Genomic DNA, 22,375 nt, shown 5'->3' on the forward strand with positions numbered 1-22,375 from the left:
ACGCAGTACTCACACCCGCAGTTAGGGCCCTTCTCAGGCACTTCTCAGATCCCTCGGCAAGACTGCCCTCATGCGCATCCTCGTTGTCGATGACGATCGGGCGGTCCGGGAGTCACTCCGCCGCTCGCTGCAGTTCAACGGCTACCAGGTCGAGACTGCCGGAGACGGCATGCAGGCCCTGGAGTCGGTGACCGCCGCCAGGCCGGACGCGATGGTGCTCGACGTGATGATGCCCCGCCTCGACGGCCTCGAGGTGTGCCGCAGGCTGCGCAGCACCGGTGACGACCTGCCGATCCTCGTGCTGACCGCAAGGGACGCCGTGAGCGACCGGGTGTCCGGGCTGGACGCCGGAGCCGACGACTACCTGCCCAAGCCGTTCGCGCTGGAGGAGTTGCTGGCCCGGTTGCGCGCGTTGCTGCGCAGGGCCGCCCATGACGACGACGCGGCCCAGCAGTCCGCCGCCGTGCTGAAGTTCGCCGACCTGGAGCTGGACCCGTCGACCCGTGACGTCCGCCGCGGCGAGCGTCCGATCAGCCTCACCCGCACCGAGTTCGCGCTGCTCGAGCTCCTGCTGGCGCACCCGCGCCAGGTGCTCACCCGCAGCCGCATCCTGGAGGACGTGTGGGGATACGACTTCCCGACCTCGGGCAACGCACTCGAGGTCTACGTGGGGTACCTGCGCCGCAAGACGGAGCTGGAGGGCGAACCGAGGCTGATCCACACGGTGCGTGGGGTGGGCTACGTCATGAGGGAAACACCTCCGTGATCGCCGAACCCCAGGGGCGCCTGCAACGGGCGTCGCTGCGGGCGCGGGTCACCTGGCTTGCGGCGTTCTGCGTGGCCGGAGCCGTCGCGTTGGTCTCTCTCGGTGCGTACATGGTCGTGCGCAAGAGCACGTACGACGCGCTCGACGACGGTCTGCGCCAGCGTGCCGCCACGGTGGCGAACGGCACGAAGGTCACCACACCGGACGAGGTCGCGAACTACCCGGCGGCGTTCCTCGCGGCGGGCGACGTGAAGATGGGCGTGCTGCTGGCGGATCCCGGGAAGATCATCTACCCGAAGGACTCCACCCCGCCGCCCAGCGTCCAGGAGGCCTGGGACGTCGCGGACGGCGACCGGCCCGAGTTCATCTGGACCGACCACAAGACCGAGACGCGGGTCATCGCCGTCGCGTACCAGCCGGGCCAGGCGATCATCATCGCCCAGTCGATGGTGCCGCAACGGACGACGCTCGCGAAGCTCAGCGTGGTCCTGCTGCTCATCGGCGGTGCCGGCGTACTGCTCGCGGCCATCGCGGGCACGGCCGTCGCGCGCACGAGCCTGCGGCCGGTGCAAAGACTCACCGAGGCCACCGAACGCGTCGCGAACACGGGTGACCTGACCCCGATCCCGGTCGCGGGCGACGACGAGCTGGCGCGACTGACGCACAGCTTCAACGCGATGCTCGGCGCCGTGGCCGAGTCGCAGGAACGACAACGCCGCCTGGTCGCCGACGCGGGCCACGAGCTGCGCACGCCGTTGACGTCCATGCGCACGAACCTGGAGCTGCTGCTCGCCTCGGAGCGCCCGGACGCGCCGAACCTGTCGCAGGAGGACAAGACGGAGATCCAGGCGGACGTGCGCGCCCAGATCGACGAACTGACCACGTTGATCGGTGACCTGGTCGAACTGGCCCGCGAGGACGCACCGCAGGTCATCCACGAGCCGGTCGACCTGCACGAGGTGGTGGAACGGTCGCTGGACCGCGCGCGCCGCCGCGCCACGAACGTCACGTTCGACGTGCAGCTGCAACCGTGGACACTTTTGGGTGATTCCAGTGCTCTGGAACGCGCGGTGCTGAACCTCCTCGACAACGCGGTGAAGTTCAGTCCCTCGGGTTCGGCGGTGCGGCTGCACCTCCGTCAGGTGGGCGACGGCAGCGCCGTCGTGGAGGTGGCGGACGCGGGCCCTGGCATCGCGGATGCCGATCTACCTCACGTTTTCGAGCGGTTCTACCGTTCGTCCGAGGCGCGGACCCTGCCGGGCTCCGGTCTGGGACTCGCCATCGTCAAGCAGGTGGCGCAACGGCACGGCGGCACGGCCACGGCGGGCAGGGCCCCCGAGGGTGGAGCCCTGTTCACGTTGCGCCTACCCGGACGACCGTAAGGTGGGGCGTGTGAGTCATCGCGTGAACGACGATTCTTCGTCGACCTGGGAGACGACCCCTCCCTCCGGAGACGGCCCCGAACCCACGTCGCGCTTCTCGACGTCCGGTTCGCCCGCTTCGTCGTACGAGGACCGCTCGTCGCGTTCCTCCGCGTACGAGGACGACCCGGCGCCCAGGTTCCACAAGAAGAATGCGAAGAAGAAGCAGCCGTTCTGGAAAGAGCTGCTGGTCATCTTCAGCGTCGCGCTGCTGCTGACCGTGGTCATCCAGACGTTCGTCGCGCGCGTGTTCGTCATCCCGTCGGCCTCGATGGAGACGACGCTGCACGGCTGCACCGGCTGCGTGAACGACAAGGTGCTGGTCGAGAAGATCACGTACCTGTTCAACGACCCGCGCCCCGGCGACGTCATCGTCTTCCGCGGCCCGCCGAACTGGACCGGCGGCAAGCAGCCCCCGAACTTCGTGGTCGGCACCCTGCAGGACCTGGGCTCGATGGTGAACCTCTCCGAGCCCAGCGGCACGGACTTCATCAAGCGCGTCATCGCCGTCGGCGGCCAGACCGTCGAGTGCTGCGACGAAGAGGGCCGCGTGATGGTCGACGGCAAGCCGCTCGACGAGCCGTACCTGAACTTCGGTGGCGGCCCCCGCCAGCAGGACTCGTTCGAGAAGGTCACCGTTCCCGCGGGCACGCTGTGGGTGATGGGCGACAACCGCAACAACTCGTCGGACTCGCGCAAGCACGGCGACCCCACGCCGGCCGACGGCGCCATCCCGGTCGACAACGTGATCGGCAAGGCCCGCGTCATCGTGATCCCGGTGGGCCGCTGGGGCTCGATCTCGGACCACAACCCGCAGACCGGCGGCAAGTAGTCGCCAAGCACGCGAAAGGGGCGAGGACCAAGGTGGTCCTCGCCCCTTTTCCGTGCGTCTCTAGCCCTTCGTCGACCCCAGCGTCAGTCCGCCCACGAACTGCCGCTGCAGCACGAAGAACACCACCAGCGTCGGCAACGCCACGAGCAGCGAGCCGGCCGCGATCAGGTTGTTGTCGGTGAAGAACGTGCCCTTGAGGTTCTGCAACGCCGAGGTGACCGGCATCTTGTCGCCGTCCTGGATCAGCACCAACGCCCAGAGGAAGTCGTTGTAGATCCAGGTGAACTCCAGCGTCGCCAGCGCGGCGAGCACCGGCCGGCACAACGGCAGGGTCAGCTGCCAGTACTGCCGGAACACCGAGGCCCCGTCGACCCTGGCGGCCTCGGTCAGCTCGTACGGGATGGTCTTCATGTAGTTCGACAGCACGAACGTGCAGAAGCCCATCTGGAACGCGATGTGGATCAGGATGACGCCGAGCGGCGAGTCGATCAGCGACTCGCTCTCCGACATCCACGCCGGCAGCTCGATCAGCCGGTACAGCCTCCACAGCGGCGTCACGATCACCTGCTGCGGCAACAGGTTGCCCGCGGTGAACAGCATCAGCAGCGCGATGTTGAACTTGAAGCTGAACCGCGACACCCCGAACGCCACCATGGAGCTCAGCAGCAACGTGATGACCAGGGCCGGCACGGTGATCAGGAACGTGTTCCAGTAGAAGTGCGGCAGGTCGCCGATCTCCCACGCCTTCGCGAAGTTCTCGAACGTCAGCGACTTCGCGATGGAGAAGTAGCCGTTGACCGACGTGTCCTCGTACGTCCGCAGCGACGCGTAGACCGCCCACAGCAGAGGCGCCAGCGTCATCAGGCACGTCAGGACGAGGAAGACGTGCAGCGCGATGCGGGCCGGCGTGATCGGCCTGGTCTTCTTCACCGGCACCGAAGGCCGTTCCAGCGTGGCCGTCACGTCCGGTTCTCCTTGCTGAACACCTGGTACAGGTACGGGATGATGACGCCGAGCGAGATCGTCAGCAGGATCACCGCGACCGCGGAACCGCGGCCGATGCGCGAAGCCTCACCGATGATGTTGTCGGTCACCAGCACCGACAGCAGCTCCAGGCCGTTGCGTCCCTTGTTGATGACGTACACGATGTCGAACGCCCGCAGCGCCTCGATCACCGTCACCACGGCCACCACGATGTTCACCGGTTTCATCACCGGGAAGGTGACGCGGAAGAACGTCTGCGAGGCCGAGGCGCCGTCGAGTGACGCGGCTTCCTTCAGCGCCGGGTCCACCGACTTCAGGCCCGCCAAGTACAGCAGCATGATGTAGCCGGTGTGCCGCCACGCCGCCGCGACCATCACCGCGTACAGGTTGATGTCCGAGTCGCCGATCCAGTCGACCGGTTTGTCGAGTCCCAGCACCGAGTTCAGCAGTCCGCCGTCCGGCGTGTAGATCAGCTGCCAGATGAACCCGACCAGCGCGAGCGACAGCACCATCGGCATGTACAGCGCCGACTGGTAGATCCGGCTGAACCGGAGTTCGCGGTCCAGCAGCACGGCGAGCAGCAGACCCACCGACGTCGGCACGATCAGCAGGAACAGCAACCAGATCAGGTTGTGCTGCACCGCCGGCCAGAAGCGCGGGTACTCGCTGAAGATCTCGACGTAGTTCCCGACACCGATCCACTCGATGTCCTCGAAGCCGCCGATGCCGTTCCACCTGCTGAACGACAACGCGACCGAGCCCAGCGCCGGGATCCACACGAACAGCAGGTGCACGAACGCGGGGATGCCGAGCATGAGCGCCAGCACGAGCTTGTCCGTGCCGGCGAGGGCCGTGGCACGCTTTCCACGCCGACGAGGCGGCGACCCGCTGGGGGTCACCGCCTTCGGCTTCTCCTGCAACGCGGTCACTTGAAGATGTTCTTCGCCTGGTCAGCCATGCCCTTGAGCACGGAGTCGACGCTGTTCGGGTCCTTGATGAACGCGATGAGACCGTTGGTGGCCGCCTCGCTCGCGAAGGCCGGGTCGGTGTCGCGGTCGAGGAACTGCGTGATGTGCTTGGCGCCCTTGATGACCTCGGCCGCCTTCTTCTGCAGCGAGTTGTAGCCGGAGGTGTCCGCCTTCTGGTTGGTCGCGACCACGGACGAGTCGGACTTCAGGTAGGTGAGCTGCGGCTCGGCCGTCGACAGGTACTCGAGCAGCTTGAGCGCGCCCTCGGAGTTGCCGGGCTTCTTCGCCATCATGTAGCCGTCGATCGGTGCCTCGACCGTGTCGGTGCCGTGTTCCGGGTTGATCTCCGGGAACGGGAAGAAGTCCAGGTCCTCCTTCTCGGCGTCCGGGAACTGCTGGCCGAGGAACGAGCCCAGCAGGTACATGCCGGACTTCTTCTGCTGCAACGACTGCGCGGCTTCCTGCCACTCGCGGCCGAGCGCGTTCTCCTGGTGGAACGGCAGCAGCCGCTTCCAGGTGTCGAACACGTCCTTGACCCGCTTGTCCTGCCAGTCCTCCTTGCCCGCCAGCAGGTCCACGTGGAACTGGTACCCGTTGGTGCGGAAGTTCAGCTGGTCGAACGTGCCCATGCCCGGCCAGCCCTGCTTCTGCGCGAAGGCGATCGGGTTCAGGCCGTCGGACTGCATCTTCGTGGAGAGCGCGACGAGTTCGTCGAGCGTCTTCGGGATCGCGTAACCGCGCTCCTGCCACAGGCTCTTGCGGTAGAACATGCCCCACGGGTACTGCGTGAACGGCACGAAGTACTGCTTGCCGTCCGAGCCCGTCGACGCCTGCTTGAGCGCGTCGGAGTAGTTGCCCCCGACCTTGCCCCACAGGTCGCTCAGGTCGCCGGTGAGGCCCTGGTCCGCGAAGAACCGCATGCGGTAGCCGGCGAACCACGCGAGCACGTCGTCCGGCTTGCCCTGCAGGTAGTTGTTGATCTGTTCCTGGTACTGCTCGTGCTGCTTGGTGTTGATCGTGACCGACAGGCCACCGGACTGACCCTCGAAGCCCTTGAGCGCGGCCGTGATCGCGTCCTTCGGCACCTGGTCGGACAGGTTGTTGCCGAAGGTGACGACCTTCGAGTCACCACCCGTGCTCGAACCGCCGCCGCACGCTGAGAGAAGACCACCGGTCGCGGCGACGCCCGCACCGGCCAGCATGACTCGCAGCATCGTTCGCCGACCGAAGTGCGGTAACGGAGTGGAACCAGGCGTGTGCAGAACCATCATCGCTCCTACAGGTGACACTCGCACGTGCGAACCGAACAGGACTCCAACAAAGTTGCGCATAATGTGGTCCCAGGCACACAGCCTGTCAAGTCCCGTTACGGAGCTGTTAAACCAGTGCACAGCCGCGTGCGGCGTCGTTTCCCGGTACTTGTCCCGGTCGTAGGCCGAACAGACCCCAACGCGAAGTTGTGTTTGCTTGTGTTGACGTTGGGGGTTGTTGTCGGCCACGCTTGCGCTCGTGACGACATGGCCCACAGACCTGCCCGGCCTCGGCTGGGGGGCTGACTACAACCCCGAGCAGTGGCCCGAACACGTGTGGGTCGAGGACGTCGAGCTCATGAGGCGCGCCGGGGTGACCATGGTCAGCCTGGGCATCTTCAGCTGGGCGAAGATCGAGGTCAGCAAGGGCGAGTACCGGTTCGAGTGGCTCGACCGCGTGATGGACCTGCTGCACGCCGGCGGCATCCGCGTCGACCTCGCGACCGCGACCGCCGCGCCCCCGCCGTGGCTCACCACCGAGTACCCCGAGATGCTGCCCGTCCGCGCGGACGGTGTGCGGCTCTCGCACGGCTCACGGCAGGCGTACTGCCCGTCGTCACCCATCTACCGCGACCGGGCGACCGCACTCGCGGCCGAGATGGCCTCGCACTACCGCGACCACCCCGCGCTCGCCGCCTGGCACGTCGGCAACGAGTACGCGTGCCACGTGAAGCGCTGCTACTGCGACACGTGCGCCGCGTCGTTCCGCGAGTGGCTGTCGAGCCGCTACACGCTCGACCAGCTCAACGACGCGTGGTCCACGGCGTTCTGGAGCCAGGGCTACACCGACTTCGCGCAGGTCCTGCCCCCGCGCGTGACGCCGACGTTCTCGAACCCGGCGCACGTGCTGGACTACGACAGGTTCTCCGACGACGCGATCCTCGAGCTGTACAAGGCCGAGCGCGACGTGCTGCGCATGATCACGCCCGGCGTACCGGTCACCACGAACTTCATGGTCAACTGGACGTTCGGGGACCTCGACTACTGGAAGTGGGCCCGCGAGGTCGACTTCGTCTCGAACGACCACTACACCGAGGCCCAGTCGCCGGACCGGCACATCGAGCTCGCGATGTCCGCCGACCTCGTGCGCGGCCTCGCCGGCGGCAAGCCGTGGCTGCTGATGGAGAACTCGACGTCGGCGGTGAACTGGCAGCGGCGCAACATCGCCAAGCTGCCGGGGGAGCAGCGGCGGCACTCGTTCCAGAACATCGCGCGCGGCGCTGACGGCACGTTGTTCTTCCAGTGGCGGCAGTCGCGCGGTGGCAGCGAGCGCTACCACTCGGCGATGGTCCCGCACGCCGGCACGGACACCAAGGTCTACCGCGAGGTCTGCGAGGTCGGTGCCGAGTACGCGAAGCTCGCCGAGGTCGTGGGCTCCACTGTGGACGCCTCCGTCGCGGTCCTGTTCGACTTCCAGTCCGGCTGGGCGCTGCGCCAGGACGCCCACCCGACCAACGACTTCGACTACTGGCAGCACGTCCTCGGGTACTACAAGGCGCTCTGGCAGGCCGGTGTCACCGTCGACTTCGTGGCGCCGGGCACGAACCTCTCGAAGTACTCGCTGGTGGTCGTGCCGGCGTTCTACGCGGTGTCCGACGCGCACGCCGCCGTGATCGCGGACTACGTCGCGGGCGGCGGCCACGTCGTGGTCACGTACCTGTCCGGTGTGGCCGACCAGTACACGCGAGCGCGACTGGGCGGATACCCCGGCGCGTTCCGCGACGTGCTGGGCGTGTGGTCCGAGGAGTTCTACCCGCTGCGCCAGGACGAGAAGGTCACGCTGACCGACGGCTCGACCGCCTCGTTGTGGACGGAGCACCTGCACACGCGCACCGCTGACACCGTTGTCTCCTATGCGGACGGGCCGCTGCCCGGCGTCGCGGCGGTGACGCGCAACGCGTTCGGCAACGGTGTCGCCTGGTACGTGGCGTGCGACCTCGACGAGGGCGGTCTCGGCCGAACGGTGGAAAACGCGCTTTCCGGTGCGGGCGTGCCGGTGTCGCCTTCTGAGATCGAGCTCGTGCGGCGCAAAGGCGCCGTATCGTTCCTCTTCGCCGTCAACCACACCGGCACCGACGTGCAGATCGAGGCGTCCGGTGTCGACGTGTTGTCCGGCACGCAGGTCTCCGGACGCCTCACCGTGCGCGCCGGGGACGTAGTCGTCCTCAGGGAAGAGGTGTGAGGTGCTGGCACGTCAGCGGCAAGCGGTAATCATCGAAGAGGTCCGTCGTACGGGAGCGGTGCGCGTCAGCGACCTCGTCGTGCGGCTCGGCGTCTCGGACATGACCGTGCGCCGCGATCTCGACGTGCTCGCCGCACGCGGCCTGGTGGAGAAGGTCTACGGCGGCGCTACGTCCGTCGTCGGGCGCTCGACCGACGAGCCCGGTTTCGAGGCCAAGTCGGTGCGGCAGCTGCCCGAGAAGGAGGCGATCGCGGCCGCGGCCGCGGGCCTCGTGCGCCCCGGCACCGCCATCGGCCTGTCCGCCGGCACGACGACGTGGACGTTAGCGCGGTTCCTGGACGACATCCCGGACCTGACCGTCGTCACGAACTCGATCCGCGTCGCGGACGTGCTGCAACAAAGCGGGCGCACGGACCGCACGGTCGTGCTGACCGGTGGCGTGCGCACGCCGTCCGACGCGCTGGTGGGCCCCGTGGCCGTCCAGGCGCTGCGATCGCTGCACCTGGACGTGGTGTTCCTGGGCGTGCACGGCATGGCCGAGCGCTCCGGCTTCACGACCCCGAACCTCAACGAGAGTGAGACGGACCGCGCGCTCGTCGACGCGGCAGGACGCGTCGTCGTGGTCGCGGACCACGAGAAGTGGGGCACGGTCGGCATTTCCACGATCGCGGACCTCGACGAGGCGCACGTCCTGGTGACGGACGAGGGTTTGCCGGACGACGCGCGGGCGATCCTGTCCGAGCAGGTCGGCGAGTTGGTGTTGGCTCATGTACCGGGAAGTGACGAGGAGTTGGCGTGAGGCGTACCGCGGGGAAGCTGGCGGACGGCCGGGAGATCATCTACTTCGACGACAGCGCTGAGGCGCCACCGCGAGTCGCGGTGGACACCCGGGATCTCCCCGAGACCCAGCCGATGTCCGAAGTCCGGCTGGACCCGTTGACCCGCGAGTGGGTCGCCATGGCGGCTCACCGCCAGACACGCACGTACAAGCCGCCGGCGGACCTGTGCCCGCTGTGCCCGTCGACGCCGGGCCGGCCCACGGAGGTCCCCGAGGCCGACTACGACGTCGTGGTGTTCGAGAACAGGTTCCCCTCGCTGGCGCAGAACGTGCCGGACGTGGAGTCCACTGTGGATGGCGAACCGCTGTTCGCGCGCGCTCCGGGCCGTGGGCGGTGCGAGGTCGTGTGCTTCACGTCGGACCACAACAAGTCGTTCGGCGAGCTCTCCGAGTCACGCGTGCGCACCGTCGTGGACGCCTGGGCGGACCGCATCGCCTACTTGTCAACGTTGCCAGGGGTCGAACAGGTCTTCCCGTTCGAGAACCGCGGCGAAGAGATCGGCGTGACGCTCTCGCACCCGCACGGCCAGATCTACGCCTACCCGTTCGTGACACCTCGTACCGAACGCATGCTCAACGCGGCTCTGGACTACTACGCCGAGCACGGGCGCCCGTTGTTCGGCGACGTGCTGGAGGCCGAACTACGCGCGGGCGCGCGCGTGATCGACGAGTCACCGCACTGGGTCGCCTTCGTGCCCGCCGCCGCCCGCTGGCCGGTCGAGGTCGTGCTGGCGCCACGGCGTCAGGTACCCGACATCGCCGCACTGTCCTCTGTGGAGCGTGACGACTTCGCGTCGCTCTACCTGAAGGTGCTGCACCGGCTGGACGCCCTCTACGACCGTCCGCTGCCCTACATCGCGGCCTGGCACCAGGCGCCGGTCAACGCGGGCCGCGACGAGATGTGGCTGCACCTGCAGGTCTTCTCGGTGCTCAGGACGAAGGACAAGCTCAAGTACCTCGCGGGCTCGGAGTCCGGTGAGGCCGTGTGGATCAACGACGTGACGCCCGAGCAGATCGCCGAGCGGCTCCGGGGAACACACAAGTAGCTCCCAGGCTGGTCTAAGGGTTCTCTCAGGACGAGCCGAGAGACTATGCCCATGACCGAGAGCAACAAGCCAGCGCCGCAGCCGGAAGAGTCCCACTCCGTGCCGACGAGCGCCGGTCAGACAGACTCCGGCGCACGGGAGCAGGGCCCGTCGCTGCCGGATCCCGGCCAGCCGGATCCTTTGCAGGGGGGATCCGGCCAGGCTGGGGTACACAACGCTCCCGGCCAGGCTGGGGCACACAGCGCTCCCGCAGGCCTGGGCGATCTGCCCGCCTCCTACTCTTCGGCCCAGCCGCAGGTGCCCTCACCTGACGCGGGCCAGACGCAGCTCGGCGGGCCCGGACCCGGCCAGCAGCTTCCTCCATCAGGGTCCGGCCAACCTCACCCGCTCGGCCTCGGCGCCACGACCGCGCAGTTCGGCGCGGAACCGGGCCCCTTCGGCGGACCGCACACGGGTCCTCAGACGGGTCAGTACTACCTCCCGCCCGGCTACCAGCCGCCGCCCGTCCCGCCGCAGCCCAAGGGCCGTGGGAAGGTCGTGGCGGGCGTCGCGGCACTCGTGCTGCTCGTGGGCGGGCTCTCCGGTGGCCTCGGCGGCTACCTGGGCTACAACTTCGCGAACGACTCGTCGTCCGTGAGCTCCCTCGACACGCCCCGCCCGGCCTCGCAGACCTCGAACGCACCCGCGGGCTCGGTCGAGGACGTGGCGAACAGGCTGCTGCCGTCCGTCGTCCAGATCCAGGTCACGACGCGGTCCGGCGCCGGCGAGGGCTCCGGTTTCATCATCTCCGGCAACGGCCAGATCGTGACGAACAACCACGTCATCGAGGGTGCTGCCTCCGGTGGCGAGATCAAGGTCGTCTTCCAGGACGGCAGGACGGCGTCCGCCAAGATCCTCGGCCGCGACCCGAGCTCCGACATCGCCGTCATCCAGGCCGACGGCGTCTCGAACCTCCCGGTCGTGCAGCTCGGCAACTCCGGCGACATGAAGACCGGCCAGGCCGTCGTCGCGATCGGCTCGCCGTTCGAACTGTCCGGCACCGTCACCTCCGGCATCGTCAGCTCGGTGAACCGCCCGGTCTCCGCGGGAGGCGACCGCAACTCGCAGGCGACCGTCCTCAACGCCATCCAGACCGACGCCGCGATCAACCCCGGCAACTCGGGCGGACCTCTCGTCAACATGCAGGGCCAGGTCGTCGGCATCAACTCCGCGATCTACAGCCCCAGCCAGGGCCAGGGCCAGGCCGGTTCCGTCGGCATCGGCTTCGCGATCCCGATGGACCAGGCCCGCCGCACGATCGACGAGATCGTGAAGAGCGGCAAGCCCAGGCAGACCGTGCTCGGCGTGAAGGTCGAGTCGACCGAGCAGGGCGCCCGCATCTCCGAGATCACCTCCGGTGGTGCCGCGGAGAAGGCCGGGCTCAAGGCAGGCGACGTGATCACGAAGTTCGGTGACCGCCGCATCGACGAGTCGGACACGCTGGTGGCCGCGGTGCGGTCCAAGGCTCCCGGCGACAAGGTCACGATCACGCTGTCCGACAACAGGACGGTGGAAGCCACCCTCGACGGTGTCGAGGTGGGATAGGTCGGGGGACGCCCGGTTTCCGGCAACCGCCGCCCGCCGGAAACCGAGCGTGACGACCCCGGAGAGGCCCCACCCTGTGAGCACCTGCCCCGCACACAGGGAGGGGCCTCTTCTTACGTCCTCGTGACAGATGCGGGCCGGGCCGGCGTTCGTGGCTTAGCGTGGTGACGTGGTGGAACGGGTCCTGGTCGTCGACGACGACACGACGGTGCGCGACGTGGTGCGCCGCTACCTCGAACACGCCGGGTACGAGGTCGAGCTCGCCGGTGACGGGGAGCAGGCGCTGCGGCTGATGGCCGCGAACGAGCCGGACATCGTGGTGCTGGACCTGATGTTGCCCGGCATCGACGGCCTCGAGGTGTGCCGGCGGATCCGGGAACGCGGGAGCACGCCCGTCGTCATGCTGACGGCGCTGGGCGAGGAGGAAGACCGCATCGCAGGGCTGCAGATCGGCGCGGACGACTACGTCACGAAGCCCTTCAGCCCGCGTGAGCTGGCGTTGCGCGTCTCGTCGGTGCTGCGGCGCGCGCATCGGGCCTATGAGCCGCGGGTGGTGCGGGACGGGAACCTCGTGCTGGACGTGGCCGCGCACACCGCGACGCTGGACGGGCAGCCGTTGCAGTTGACGACGCGCGAGTTCGACCTGCTGGCGTTCTTCATCGGCAACGCGGGCAAGGCGTTCGGTCGGGCGGAGCTGCTGGAACGGGTGTGGGGCTGGCAGTTCGGCGACCAGTCGACCGTGACCGTCCACGTGCGACGGTTGCGCGAGAAGATCGAGGAAGACCCTGCGAAGCCCCGGCGGCTGAGCACGGTGTGGGGCGTCGGCTACCGGTATGACCCGTGTTCGATCGACTGAGCCGCGTCTCCCTGACCACCGCGATGACCGTCATGGTCATCGTGCCGGTGGTGGCGACCATCGCCGGCGTGCTGGTGGTCAGCGGGTTCATGTTCACGCCGATGCTCAACGCCACGCTCATGGCGTGCGTGCTGGTCGGGGTGGTCACCGTGCCGTTCTCGATCATGCTGGGCCGGGCGATCGCGCGGCGCACCATGTGGGAGCGCGAGGCAGAGGCGGCGCGGCGGCAGCTGGTGGCGTGGATCAGCCACGACCTGCGGACGCCGCTGGCCGGGATCCGGGCGATGACCGAGGCGCTGGAGGACGGGGTCGTCTCCGAGCCGGGTGAGGTCGCCGTCTACGCCAAGCAGATCGCCCTGGAGGCCGACCACCTCTCGAAGCTGGTGGACGACCTGTTCCAGCTCTCGCGGATCACCGCGGGCGCCTTGAACCTGCCGATGCACGACGTGGCCTTGGCCGACGTGGTCAGCGACGTGGTCGCGGCCTCCCGCCCGGTCGCCGCGCGCGAGGGTGTCGAGCTGCGTGCCGACGCTCGCGCGTGGCCGGTCGTGAAGGGCTCCGATCCGGAACTGATGCGTGTCGTGCGCAACCTTGTGTCCAACGCCATTCGCCACACACCGGAGGGCGGTTCGGTCGCCGTCCAGGTCGATGTGGACGGACCCGAAGCGGTGGTGCGGGTGGACGACGCGTGCGGCGGCATACCCGATGACGTGCTGCCACAGGTCTTCGACGTGGGATTCCGCGGCTCCTCCGCACGCAATCCCTCCGGTGCCGGACTGGGTCTTTCCATCGCGCGAGGGCTCGTCGAGGCGCACCACGGGCGAGTCGGCGTTCAGAACCACGGTCCTGGCTGCCGCTTCGAAGTCAGACTCCCGCTACGGTGATCGGTATGGAACGCAGCGCGCAGCGCCTTGGCCGCGCTTTGGTCGTGATCGTGGACGACCGGGTGGCGCACGGCGAGCAGGACGACAACTCCGGGCCTCTCGTCACCGAACTCCTGGAAGAAGTGGGCTTCATCGTCGACGGCACCGTCGCGGTCGAGGGTGAGGTGGTCGACATCCGGGCCGCTCTCAACACGGCCGTCATCGGTGGCGTCGACCTCGTGGTCACGGTGGGCGGCACAGGCGTGTCCCCGCGCGACGTCACCCCCGACGCCACGCAGGGCGTGCTCGACCGTCCCATCCACGGCATCGCGGAGGCCCTCCGGGCGTCCGGGCTGGCCGCGGGCGCGGTCGACGCGGGCATCTCGCGCGGCCTCGCCGGCGTCTCCGGCAGCACGCTCGTCGTGAACCTCGCGGGCTCACGCTCCGCGGTCCGCGACGGCATGGCGACGCTGTCGGCTCTGGTGCCCTACGTGATCGAACAGCTGAGCGGTCTTGACGAAGAGTGAGTCGCCGAAGCCGGCCGACGACGACGCCGCAGCGCGTCGTCGCCGGTTGGCCGAGGTGTTCGGCGACGTGCTCCCGGAGACGACGTCGGACGAGCGCGGTGGCGGGGGTTCCCCGGACGACCGCGAGGCCTGGTACCGCGAGAACAGGCCACCGCACCACGGCGGCTGACGCGGTGGTGGCGAGTGTGCTTTCGGGCTCTGCCGTTGGCTGGAGGGGCTCGGGCACGCTGCGGCGGTGCCGTTGAGCTTTCGCCTCACAGTCGGGTCTGAGGACTTGGATGTGCTGCGGGCTGCCGGTGCTTGACGTGCGAGTTGTGCTGGCGCGCCTGCCGCCGCACCACGGCGGCTGACGCGGTGGTGGCGAGTGTGCTTTCGGGCTCTGCCGGCGGCTGACAGACGCATCGTCGCCGGGCTGACGTTGCTGAACGTCGGAGCGTGCGGGCCGGTCTCCGGGGTGCGGCGGTCCTCTGGTCTTTCGGCTTCGCCGTTGGGGCCTCAAGGCTGGGGCGCGGCGAAGCTGCCGGTGCTCAACTTGGGGCTGTGCCAACGCACCCGTAGTGAGCGCTGCTCGGCCTCCGGCCTCTGCCGGTGGTTGCCCGGCGCTGCCTGGACCTTGGGCCTCGCAGGTACGGCTCAAGGGCATGGACGCGCCACGGATGGGCTGTCATCGCTGAACGCCGAAGCGTGCGGGTCGTTCAGAACGGCCGCGCCGTGGAACCGCTGGGACCGTGCCGGCTACGGCCGCGGGGCCAGGACAAAGCGCGCGGTACCGCGGTGGCTGCGCGCTTCGTCTCGGCGGGGACGGGTGGAGATCAGATCGCGGGACCGCGGCGGTCCGGTGCGGTGTTCTGCACCACGGTGGTGCTCTGCTGCTGAGCGGCGAGCAGGTCGCGGATCTCGATCAGCAACTCGACGTCCGTCGGCTCGGACGGGCCGGCCTCCTCGCCCCTCTTGCGGCGTTCCTGGATCTTCTGGATCGGCAGCACCAGGACGAAGTAGACGACAGCGGCCACGATCACGAAGTTGATCGCGGCGTTGATGACGTTGCTGAAGTCGAGGTACGTGTCCTCCTTGCCTGACCGGATGTAGAAACCGAGGCCCTTCGTCTCGGTGCTGCCGAGCGAGGCGATGAGCGGCTTGATGAGGCTCGTGGTGAACGCGGTGACGATCGCGGTGAACGCCGTGCCGATGACCACGGCCACAGCCAGGTCGACGACGTTCCCACGCATCAGAAAGTCTTTGAATCCCTTCAGCATCAGCGGAGAGTAACGGCTAATGCATGATCCAGTGACATCGCGGCCACACGAGTTGCATTAAGTCTCGGCAACGTGAGCACGACGACTTCGCCGCGTGTCTCGCGCACCGCCGCGTTCTCCGCGAGCACCTCGCCGGACGACGACACGATGTCGACCCGGCTGCCCAGCCGCACCACCTCGGCGAGGCCCTGGTCAGCCACCCGCACGGCGACGGAGGCCTGCTCTTCTGAGGTACTTGCGAGGTCGAAGTCCGTCAACGGGACGCCTGCGCGTGTGGGGGACGCCAGCGGTCTGCCCACCAGCTCGGCGGAATCGGGGAAGGTCCCCGGTACGGGTGAGGCCAGCGAGACCAGCCGGAGGTCGGAGGCGGACAACGACACGCCTGCCGGCAGGTCCCGCGCCGCGACCACGGCCGGATGGCCCACGTCGGGCCAGAAGAACGTGGACACCGCCATCAGCGCCAGGCCCAGAGCCAGAAAACGGCGCCACGCAACGGAAGGGCGGCGGCGGCACAGGGTGCGGACTCGGTCCAGGGCGGTCGCGGAAAGGGTCATGCCTCCGACCGTAGGGCGGTCGGAGGCAGGTCGAGTGGGGCTGGTCGCAAGTTGTGGACAACTCGCGATCTTCAGGACGCGGCGGCCGCCGGAGCGCTCGTCGAGGACTTCGAGTCCGATGAGGACTTCGTGTCCGAGGACTTCTTCTCGGCCGGCTTCGCGTCCGAAGAGGACGTCGTGGTGGCCGCGCTCGTGGACGAGCCCGAGCGGCTGTCCGTGCGGTAGAAGCCGCTGCCCTTGAAGACGACGCCGACGGCGCCGAAGAGCTTGCGCAGCTTGCCCGAGCACTCGGGGCACTCGGTGAGGGAGGAGTCGCTGAACGACTGCACAGCCTCGAACCGGTGCTCACACGCGGTGCAGGCGTACTGGTACGTAGGCACTGGGTCTGCTCCTAGCTCTGGCACTCGACCTTTGTGAGTGCCAACACGATTTTCGCTCAGGACCTTCCCGGAGCGCAAACACCCCAGGTCAATGTCACAGCCATCGGAGGCCGACCGAGGGGGTCAGCACGCCGTTCATCCTCACGTCATGAGGCTCACCTGGCACCTCGGCGAGCACCTCGCTGTCCCGCACGACGCCGATCAGCGGGGCGTTGACCAGCGGCAACGAGCGATCGTAGTGGCCCTGCCCCTTCCCGATCCGCACCCCGTCCACCGACACGGCCAGCGCGGGCACGAGCACCAGCGACGCTCCAGCGATCGCCGAGGCGCCGAGCCGGGGACCGGTGGGCTCGAGCAACTTGAACCCGGCGGGAGCGAGCGCGGACGGACCGTCGTGCACCGCCCAGTCCAGCGGCGAGTCGCCCGTCACGATCGGGAGCAGCACCCGGCACCGCAGCCCGTCGAGCCACGACGCGTCACCGGGCTCCGATCCGACCGGCAGGAACGCGCACACCGTCTGATCAGGCGTGACGTCCAGGGCGGCGACGTGCGCGGCCAGCGCGGCGGCTTCCAGGGCCCGAACTTCGGCCGTCAGGGATCGCCGTGAGGCCAGCAACCGTGAACGCAACGTGGCCTTACGGTCACGAAGATCGGACGTCATGATGGGTATCCCCCGGTATGTCGTTAGCATCGCAGCCCATGAGCAGCGCCTTCCACACCGCTATCGTGCCCGCGGCCGGTCTGGGCACCCGTTTCCTCCCCACGACCAAAGCCGTGCCGAAGGAACTGCTGCCCCTCGTCGACACCCCCGCCATCGAGTACGTGGCGCGCGAGGCGGCCGAGGCAGGCGCGACGAAGCTGGTCATCGTGACGTCGCCGGACAAGGCGGCGGTCGCGAACTACTTCGACGCGAACCCCGAACTCGAGGAGACGCTGGCCGCGCGCGGCAAGGCCGACCTCGTCGAGAAGATCCAGCGCGCTCCCAAGCTGATCAAGGCGGAGACCGCGATCCAGGAGCAGGCGCTCGGCCTGGGCCACGCCGTCGGCTGTGCCGAGGGCAACCTGACCGGCGAGGACGAGGCCGTCGCGGTGCTGCTGCCCGACGACATCATCCTGCCGACCGGCGCCCTGAAGAAGATGGCGGAGGTCCGCCAGGAGAAGGGCGGCAGCGTCCTGCTGGCGTTCGACATCCCGCGTGAGCAGATCTCCGCGTACGGCGTGTTCGACGTCCGCGACACCGGCAACGACGACGTCAAGCAGGTCGTCGGCATGGTCGAGAAGCCGAAGCCGGAGGACGCGCCGTCGACGTTCGCGGCCGCCGGGCGCTACCTCCTCGACCGGGCGATCTTCGACGCGCTCAAGCGCATCACGCCCGGCGCGGGCGGGGAGCTGCAGCTCACCGACGCCATCGCGTTGCTGATCAACGAGGGTCACCCGGTGCACGTCGTGGTCCACCGCGGCGGGCGACACGATCTTGGTAATCCCGCCGGATTCCTGCGTGCTGCGGTTGACTTCGCACTCAACACCCCGGAGTACGGACCCGATCTGCGTGAGTGGTTGCGGGAACGCCTCGACAACTCCTGAGCGCGAGGACCAATCACATGAGGTCAGTGGACGAGCAGCTCGCTCGGGTGATCGCGGCCGCGGTGCGGCCCGCACCCGTGCGGGTGGCGATCTCGGAGTCGCAGGGCCTGCTCTGCGCCGAAGAGGTCGTGGCGGAACGCGCGTTGCCCGGCTTCGACCAGGCCGCCGTGGACGGTTACGCGGTGCGCAGCGTCGACGTGTCCGGTGCGAACGCGAGCCCCGTGCAGCTGCCGGTCGTGGGTGAGATCGCGGCCGGCTCCCGGCAGCCGCGCAGACTGCAGCCCGGCCAGGCGGTGCGGATCGCGACCGGCGCGCCGCTGCCCACGCTGGCCGACGCGGTCGTGCCGCTCGGGTACACCGACGGTCACCAGGCCAAGGTGACGGTCAACCGGAGCGTGCCGTCCGCCGGGTTCGTCCGCCGCACCGGCGAGGACGTGCAGACCGGGGACGTCGCCGTGCGCCGCGGCGCGTCCATCGGTGCTGCTCAGGTGGGTCTGCTGGCCGCCGTCGGACGCAACAAGGTGCTCGTGCACCCACGTCCGCGCGTGTCCGTCATCTCGCTCGGTGAGGAGCTCGTCGACGTCGACCGCACGCCCGGCCAGGGCCAGGTCTACGACGTGAACTCGTACGCACTGGCCGCCGCCGCACGCGACGCGGGCGCCGAGGTCAGCCGGGTCGGCATCATGTCGGCCGACCCGCGCCGGCTGCGCGAGGTGGTCGAGGGCAGGCTGCTGCTCTCCGAGATCGTCGTCATCGCCGGTGGTGTTGGCGGCACGGTCGGCGACGAGGTCAGGGCCGCGATCACGGACCTGGGCGACATGGACGTCACGCGCGTCGGCATGCACCCCGGCTCCGCGCAGGGGTTCGGCCGGCTCGGCCCGGACGCCGTGCCGACGTTCCTGCTGCCCGCGAACCCGATGAGCGCGCTCGTCGTGTTCGAGGTGCTGGTCAGGCCCCTGATCAGGGCCGCGCTGGGCAAGAAGAACCCGTACCGCCGCGCCGTCAGCGCACGCCTGCTGTCGCCGCTGCAGTCGACCAAGGGCCGCCGGGGCTTCCTGCGCGGTCAGCTGCTGCGCGACGCGGACAACGGCGAGTACCTGGTGCAGCCGCTCGGCACGTCCGGGTCGCACCTGCTCGCGTCACTGGCCGAGGCCAACTGCCTGATCATGGTCGAAGAGGACGTCACGGAGGTCTCCGTCGGCCAAGAGGTGCTGGTCAGCTTCCTTGCGCAGCGTGGATGAGCGTTTTCGCCGATCTGGGCAGACACCCCGGCTGGCCGGTCCGGCTGGGGCCTCTCCAGGTGCGCGCGGGAACCGTCGAGCTGCGCGGGCCGAGGCTCTTCGACGGCGGTAAGTGGTCGAGGCTGCGCATCCGCGACCGCGCCTACCTCGAACAATGGGAACCGACCGCGCAGGAGGGCTGGGACGAGCGCAACGCGACGCTGTCCTGGCCCGCGCAGTGGTCGTCGTTGCGCGGCATGGCCCGCCGCGGCACCACGCTGCCGTTCATGATCCTCGTGGACGGCGAGGTCGCCGGTCAGATCACCGTCGGCAACATCGTGCGCGGCTCGCTGCTGTCGGCGTGGATCGGCTATTGGGTGGCCGCCGATCGGGCGGGAGGCGGCGTCGCAACGGCGGCCGTGGCGTTGCTCACGGACCACGCTTTCCGCAACGCTGGTCTGCACCGGCTCGAAGCCACCGTCCGTCCGGAGAACGGCGCCTCGATCCGGGTGCTCACGAAGTCCGGCTACCGCGAGGAAGGCCTCTTCAAGCGTTATCTGGATGTTGCCGGGCAGTGGCGCGACCACCTCTGCTTCGCGCTCACGACCGAAGAGGTCCCGGATGGCCTAGTGCGCCGTTTGGTCGCACGCGGAGAGGCCCGTCTTCCCTGACATCTGCTTCCGTTTGCCCTAATCACTTCACCCAAAAGTGGGTGATACACCACACTTTGGTACGCACCGAGTTCGGCGTGCCTCCGAGACAGGTGTGACTGTTGTGACTAGCGTGGTTGACAGCACCACGCGTGGGCCGGGGGAGGTGAACGGGGAATGCCGAGTTCGCTGATCATCGTTGCGCTGGTCGTCGCCTGGCTCGTGGTCCTCGTCCCCATGATGGCCCGCAAGCGCCAGGAGAGTGCGCGCAGCGTGGGGGAGGAGTACGACGCCATGCCGGACGCCGAGTACGACGACATCCACGACATCGACGACGACTACTTCGACGAGGAGGAGTACGTCGAGCGCCCGTTCCGGCGTGGCCGTGGTGGCTACGACCCGGAAGCCGCCGTTCTGGTGGCGCAGGCCAAGTACGCGTTCCGCCGCAGAGTGGTGGCGTTCCTGCTGGTCGCCGCCGTGGCGTCGGGAATCGTCGCCGGAGTGTTCTTCGCGAAGCTCTGGTACGGACACGCCGCGCTCGACCTGCTGCTCGTCGGCTACCTCACGTACCTGCGCCGGCAGGTGCGGATCGAGGAGGAGATCCGCGCCCGGCGGCTCGCCCGCCTGCAGCAGGTGCGCCGCCGCCGTGAGACGGGCCCGCAGCACCAGGAGATCGCGGCCGCCGCCGAGGTCCCGCAGCAGGCCGGCGCCGAGGACTCCGAGACCACCCAGGTCGAAGTCGTCGACGACGGGCCCGCGCTGCCGCCGTTGCCGCGCTTCGAACACCGCGTGCTTCCGGGCACCATCCCGGTCGACTCCGACGATGAAGACCCGGTCTTCGTCGAGTTAGAGGGACTGGAGTCGCTGCGGTACCGAGGTGCTGTCGGGGCATAGGAGGGGGTGGTGAAACACCCCTTCTGGGACTGCTATAGTTCTCTCGTAACACCGCAAGGGGCTGTAGCACAGTTGGTAGCGCGTCTCGTTCGCATCGAGAAGGTCAGGGGTTCGATTCCCCTCAGCTCCACTCGTTCCGAGGGCCGGGAAGTATCTGCATAAAGCGCAGATCTTCTCGGCCCTCGGTGTTTTCTGGGGGCCAAGCCCCCAGACCCCAGCCGGGGGCAAGCCCCCGGACCCCCCGTAGGTTCCTTGTCGGGCAGGGGTTCCATCCAGGTGGGCCGGTAAAGGTGTTCGGGTCTGCGGCAGTGTCGGAGACCTGGCGCGGGTGCTGTTCAGCGGTGCGGTCTAATGCGGCTGGACTGAGTGGTTCCTGGGCGTCCTCGGTAATGGGGACGGCCCTTTCGTCTATATAACGGCCGTAAGCTCGTTCGGCTCCCGAAAGGCTGTTCCCATGAGCGACGTGCCGCAGGACAAGGTCACGGTCCTGTCCGCCGAAGCCCTCGCCCAGCTGAAGGCGTTCCCGCTGCACGGCGACGAACGGCTGCAGAACAAGCTGCTGTGGAAGTCGCCCAGCGGCGACACCATCGTCGGCCTGATCCAGATGGCGCCGGGCGCACGCGACGTCGGCCACAACCACCCGTCGGCGACGCAGCACACGTGGGTCGTCGACGGCACCGTGAGCATCGGCGGGGTGGAGGCGACGGCGGGCTCGTACGCGTTCGTGCCGCCGGGTGTCGACCACGAGACCGTGGCGGGCGACGAGCCCGTGACGATGTTCTACGTCTACCAGCCGTTCGCTCCCGAGCACGACCACCACGACCACTGACAGGCCAGCGCTGACGACGTATTTCGCGCTCACCCATCTATGGGGTGAAGTTGAGTGAAGAATGCGGCGGCCACAAATAGTTTTCTCTCATGAGATCTGTGGTCGCCGCGTTATTACTCGGGGCCGTCACCTCCAGCGGTGCGGCGGCGTCGACCGAAGCCCCTACCGCCCGGTGCACGGCCGCCCGTCCCGTCGTCTCCAGCACGGAGACAGCTGTAGAAGCGCGCGTTCTCACCGGCTGCACGGCCGGTGAGCTCGTCGTCTTCCGGGCCGCCCTGACCTTCCGCGCCCACGGCACGGCCTGCACCGCCGTCTCCGAGGAGCTCGAAGCGGACCCGGCCACCGAGCCGCAGTGGATCCGCACCCGCCTGGAAGTGGCCTGCGCACCCGGTGAGAAGGGCCTGCTCGGCTCGCAGATCACCGTCGAGATGCACGACCAGCAGAACACCCGCGTCGCCACCTACGGCCTCAGCGACTCCTTCACGGAGCGCAACCCGGCCGCGCGGCACCTGTGGACCGTCGAGTTCGTCGCCGGCCTCGGCGACCTGCCGGTGGCGTCCGATCCGGCCGCGCGGAGTTCCAGCGCGTCGGCGGGCAGGGGCAGTTCGCGCACTTCCTCCGATCACCGGGCAGATGTCGGCTGACGTCGCTTTTTCCACCCGTTCGCCAGGTGTCCGTTCGTGCTGCCTCGATAACGAATCGCGCAGCACTGCCGACTTCTGTCAACGAAGCCGTCCGTCGAGACGTGTTGAGGACCAAGAGGCTCAACGCGTGCCGGACGGAGGTACAACGCGGTGATCAAGGAAAGGGTTGCTGTGGCGTCAACCGCAA

Annotated in this window: 24 protein-coding genes and 1 tRNA gene; 18 read left to right on the forward strand and 7 right to left on the reverse strand. The window is 68.5% G+C overall.

Going from position 1 to position 22,375, the window contains the following annotated elements:
- Positions 1-70: 70 nt before the first annotated feature.
- From LX88_RS08625 to lepB, 3 genes are read left to right on the forward strand one after another with little or no spacing between them, the layout of a single operon-like run.
- On the forward strand, positions 71-766 hold the full coding sequence (locus LX88_RS08625; protein ID WP_258947220.1) for a response regulator transcription factor: 696 nt from the start codon (positions 71-73) through the stop codon (positions 764-766).
- Positions 763-2,148 (forward strand): sensor histidine kinase, encoded by a 1,386-nt coding sequence (locus tag LX88_RS08630; protein ID WP_372511214.1) that lies wholly within the window; start codon positions 763-765, stop codon positions 2,146-2,148. Before LX88_RS08625 ends, LX88_RS08630 begins: the two co-directional genes overlap by 4 nt.
- A 10-nt stretch (positions 2,149-2,158) precedes the next feature.
- Positions 2,159-3,019 carry a signal peptidase I gene (gene lepB / locus LX88_RS08635; protein ID WP_258947221.1) on the forward strand — a complete coding sequence of 287 codons (861 nt, stop codon included), beginning with the start codon at positions 2,159-2,161 and terminating at the stop codon, positions 3,017-3,019.
- A gap of 60 nt (positions 3,020-3,079) precedes the next feature.
- Here the strand turns inward: lepB and LX88_RS08640 are convergent, their stop codons facing one another.
- The 3 genes from LX88_RS08640 to LX88_RS08650 are packed head-to-tail and all read right to left on the reverse strand — an operon-like array spanning position 3,080 to position 6,185.
- Complete coding sequence (locus LX88_RS08640; protein WP_245982998.1) at positions 3,080-3,982, reverse strand: carbohydrate ABC transporter permease; 903 nt, start codon at positions 3,980-3,982, stop codon at positions 3,080-3,082.
- Positions 3,979-4,932 carry a carbohydrate ABC transporter permease gene (locus LX88_RS08645; protein WP_258947222.1) on the reverse strand — a complete coding sequence of 318 codons (954 nt, stop codon included), beginning with the start codon at positions 4,930-4,932 and terminating at the stop codon, positions 3,979-3,981. Before LX88_RS08645 ends, LX88_RS08640 begins: the two co-directional genes overlap by 4 nt.
- Entirely contained in the window at positions 4,929-6,185 is a 1,257-nt protein-coding gene (locus tag LX88_RS08650; RefSeq protein WP_258947223.1) for an ABC transporter substrate-binding protein, read from the reverse strand. Before LX88_RS08650 ends, LX88_RS08645 begins: the two co-directional genes overlap by 4 nt.
- A 295-nt stretch (positions 6,186-6,480) precedes the next feature.
- On the opposite strand from LX88_RS08650, the gene LX88_RS08655 reads away from it, so the two are divergent.
- The 8 genes from LX88_RS08655 (at position 6,481) to LX88_RS08690 (ending at position 14,346) form a co-directional block, all read left to right on the forward strand.
- A complete protein-coding gene (locus LX88_RS08655; protein WP_258947224.1) occupies positions 6,481-8,463 on the forward strand; it encodes a beta-galactosidase in 1,983 nt (660 codons plus the stop codon).
- Between the two features lies 1 nt (position 8,464).
- Positions 8,465-9,262, forward strand: a complete 798-nt coding sequence (locus LX88_RS08660; RefSeq protein ID WP_090065471.1) for a DeoR/GlpR family DNA-binding transcription regulator — start codon at positions 8,465-8,467, stop codon at positions 9,260-9,262.
- Entirely contained in the window at positions 9,259-10,347 is a 1,089-nt protein-coding gene (gene galT / locus LX88_RS08665) for a galactose-1-phosphate uridylyltransferase (protein ID WP_258947225.1), read from the forward strand. The genes LX88_RS08660 and galT overlap by 4 nt, the downstream gene beginning before the upstream one ends.
- 51 nt (positions 10,348-10,398) lie before the next feature.
- Positions 10,399-11,931, forward strand: a complete 1,533-nt coding sequence (locus tag LX88_RS08670) for a trypsin-like peptidase domain-containing protein (protein ID WP_258947226.1) — start codon at positions 10,399-10,401, stop codon at positions 11,929-11,931.
- 169 nt (positions 11,932-12,100) lie between these two features.
- The gene (locus LX88_RS08675; protein ID WP_258947227.1) at positions 12,101-12,787 is read left to right on the forward strand and encodes a response regulator transcription factor; all 687 of its coding nucleotides are present in this window, start codon (positions 12,101-12,103) and stop codon (positions 12,785-12,787) included.
- A gap of 23 nt (positions 12,788-12,810) precedes the next feature.
- Positions 12,811-13,671 carry a sensor histidine kinase gene (locus tag LX88_RS08680; protein WP_258947649.1) on the forward strand — a complete coding sequence of 287 codons (861 nt, stop codon included), beginning with the start codon at positions 12,811-12,813 and terminating at the stop codon, positions 13,669-13,671.
- Positions 13,672-13,676: 5 nt separating this feature from the next.
- Positions 13,677-14,177, forward strand: coding sequence for a MogA/MoaB family molybdenum cofactor biosynthesis protein (locus LX88_RS08685; RefSeq protein WP_089909148.1), 501 nt, complete (start codon positions 13,677-13,679; stop codon positions 14,175-14,177).
- On the forward strand, positions 14,164-14,346 hold the full coding sequence (locus LX88_RS08690; RefSeq protein ID WP_258947228.1) for a hypothetical protein: 183 nt from the start codon (positions 14,164-14,166) through the stop codon (positions 14,344-14,346). Before LX88_RS08685 ends, LX88_RS08690 begins: the two co-directional genes overlap by 14 nt.
- Before the next feature lie 643 nt (positions 14,347-14,989).
- Here the strand turns inward: LX88_RS08690 and mscL are convergent.
- The 4 genes from mscL to LX88_RS08710 all read right to left on the reverse strand — a co-directional run bounded on the left by mscL (position 14,990) and on the right by LX88_RS08710 (position 17,028).
- Positions 14,990-15,433: a large-conductance mechanosensitive channel protein MscL gene (mscL, locus tag LX88_RS08695; RefSeq protein WP_258947229.1), complete on the reverse strand. Its 444-nt coding sequence runs from the start codon at positions 15,431-15,433 to the stop codon at positions 14,990-14,992.
- On the reverse strand, positions 15,433-15,987 hold the full coding sequence (locus LX88_RS08700) for an SAF domain-containing protein (protein WP_258947230.1): 555 nt from the start codon (positions 15,985-15,987) through the stop codon (positions 15,433-15,435). Before LX88_RS08700 ends, mscL begins: the two co-directional genes overlap by 1 nt.
- 71 nt (positions 15,988-16,058) lie before the next feature.
- Positions 16,059-16,367 (reverse strand): FmdB family zinc ribbon protein, encoded by a 309-nt coding sequence (locus tag LX88_RS08705; protein ID WP_258947231.1) that lies wholly within the window; start codon positions 16,365-16,367, stop codon positions 16,059-16,061.
- A gap of 94 nt (positions 16,368-16,461) precedes the next feature.
- Positions 16,462-17,028 (reverse strand): 5-formyltetrahydrofolate cyclo-ligase, encoded by a 567-nt coding sequence (locus tag LX88_RS08710; protein ID WP_258947232.1) that lies wholly within the window; start codon positions 17,026-17,028, stop codon positions 16,462-16,464.
- A gap of 38 nt (positions 17,029-17,066) precedes the next feature.
- Between LX88_RS08710 and LX88_RS08715 the strand changes: the two genes are divergently transcribed.
- The 7 genes from LX88_RS08715 to LX88_RS08745 all read left to right on the forward strand — a co-directional run bounded on the left by LX88_RS08715 (position 17,067) and on the right by LX88_RS08745 (position 22,188).
- Positions 17,067-17,951 (forward strand): UTP--glucose-1-phosphate uridylyltransferase, encoded by an 885-nt coding sequence (locus tag LX88_RS08715; protein ID WP_258947233.1) that lies wholly within the window; start codon positions 17,067-17,069, stop codon positions 17,949-17,951.
- Positions 17,952-17,968: 17 nt separating this feature from the next.
- Positions 17,969-19,192 (forward strand): molybdotransferase-like divisome protein Glp, encoded by a 1,224-nt coding sequence (glp, locus tag LX88_RS08720; RefSeq protein ID WP_258947234.1) that lies wholly within the window; start codon positions 17,969-17,971, stop codon positions 19,190-19,192.
- Complete coding sequence (locus tag LX88_RS08725; RefSeq protein ID WP_258947235.1) at positions 19,189-19,842, forward strand: GNAT family N-acetyltransferase; 654 nt, start codon at positions 19,189-19,191, stop codon at positions 19,840-19,842. Before glp ends, LX88_RS08725 begins: the two co-directional genes overlap by 4 nt.
- 156 nt (positions 19,843-19,998) lie before the next feature.
- Entirely contained in the window at positions 19,999-20,715 is a 717-nt protein-coding gene (gene sepX / locus LX88_RS08730; protein WP_258947236.1) for a divisome protein SepX/GlpR, read from the forward strand.
- 57 nt (positions 20,716-20,772) lie between these two features.
- Positions 20,773-20,845 (forward strand) — tRNA-Ala (locus tag LX88_RS08735).
- Positions 20,846-21,169: 324 nt separating this feature from the next.
- Positions 21,170-21,544 carry a cupin domain-containing protein gene (locus LX88_RS08740; protein WP_258947237.1) on the forward strand — a complete coding sequence of 125 codons (375 nt, stop codon included), beginning with the start codon at positions 21,170-21,172 and terminating at the stop codon, positions 21,542-21,544.
- Between the two features lie 89 nt (positions 21,545-21,633).
- Positions 21,634-22,188 (forward strand): hypothetical protein, encoded by a 555-nt coding sequence (locus LX88_RS08745; RefSeq protein WP_258947238.1) that lies wholly within the window; start codon positions 21,634-21,636, stop codon positions 22,186-22,188.
- Positions 22,189-22,375: the final 187 nt, after the last annotated feature.

Origin of the sequence: Lentzea californiensis, assembly GCF_024648825.1 — a bacterium.
GTDB lineage: Bacteria > Actinomycetota > Actinomycetes > Mycobacteriales > Pseudonocardiaceae > Lentzea > Lentzea californiensis.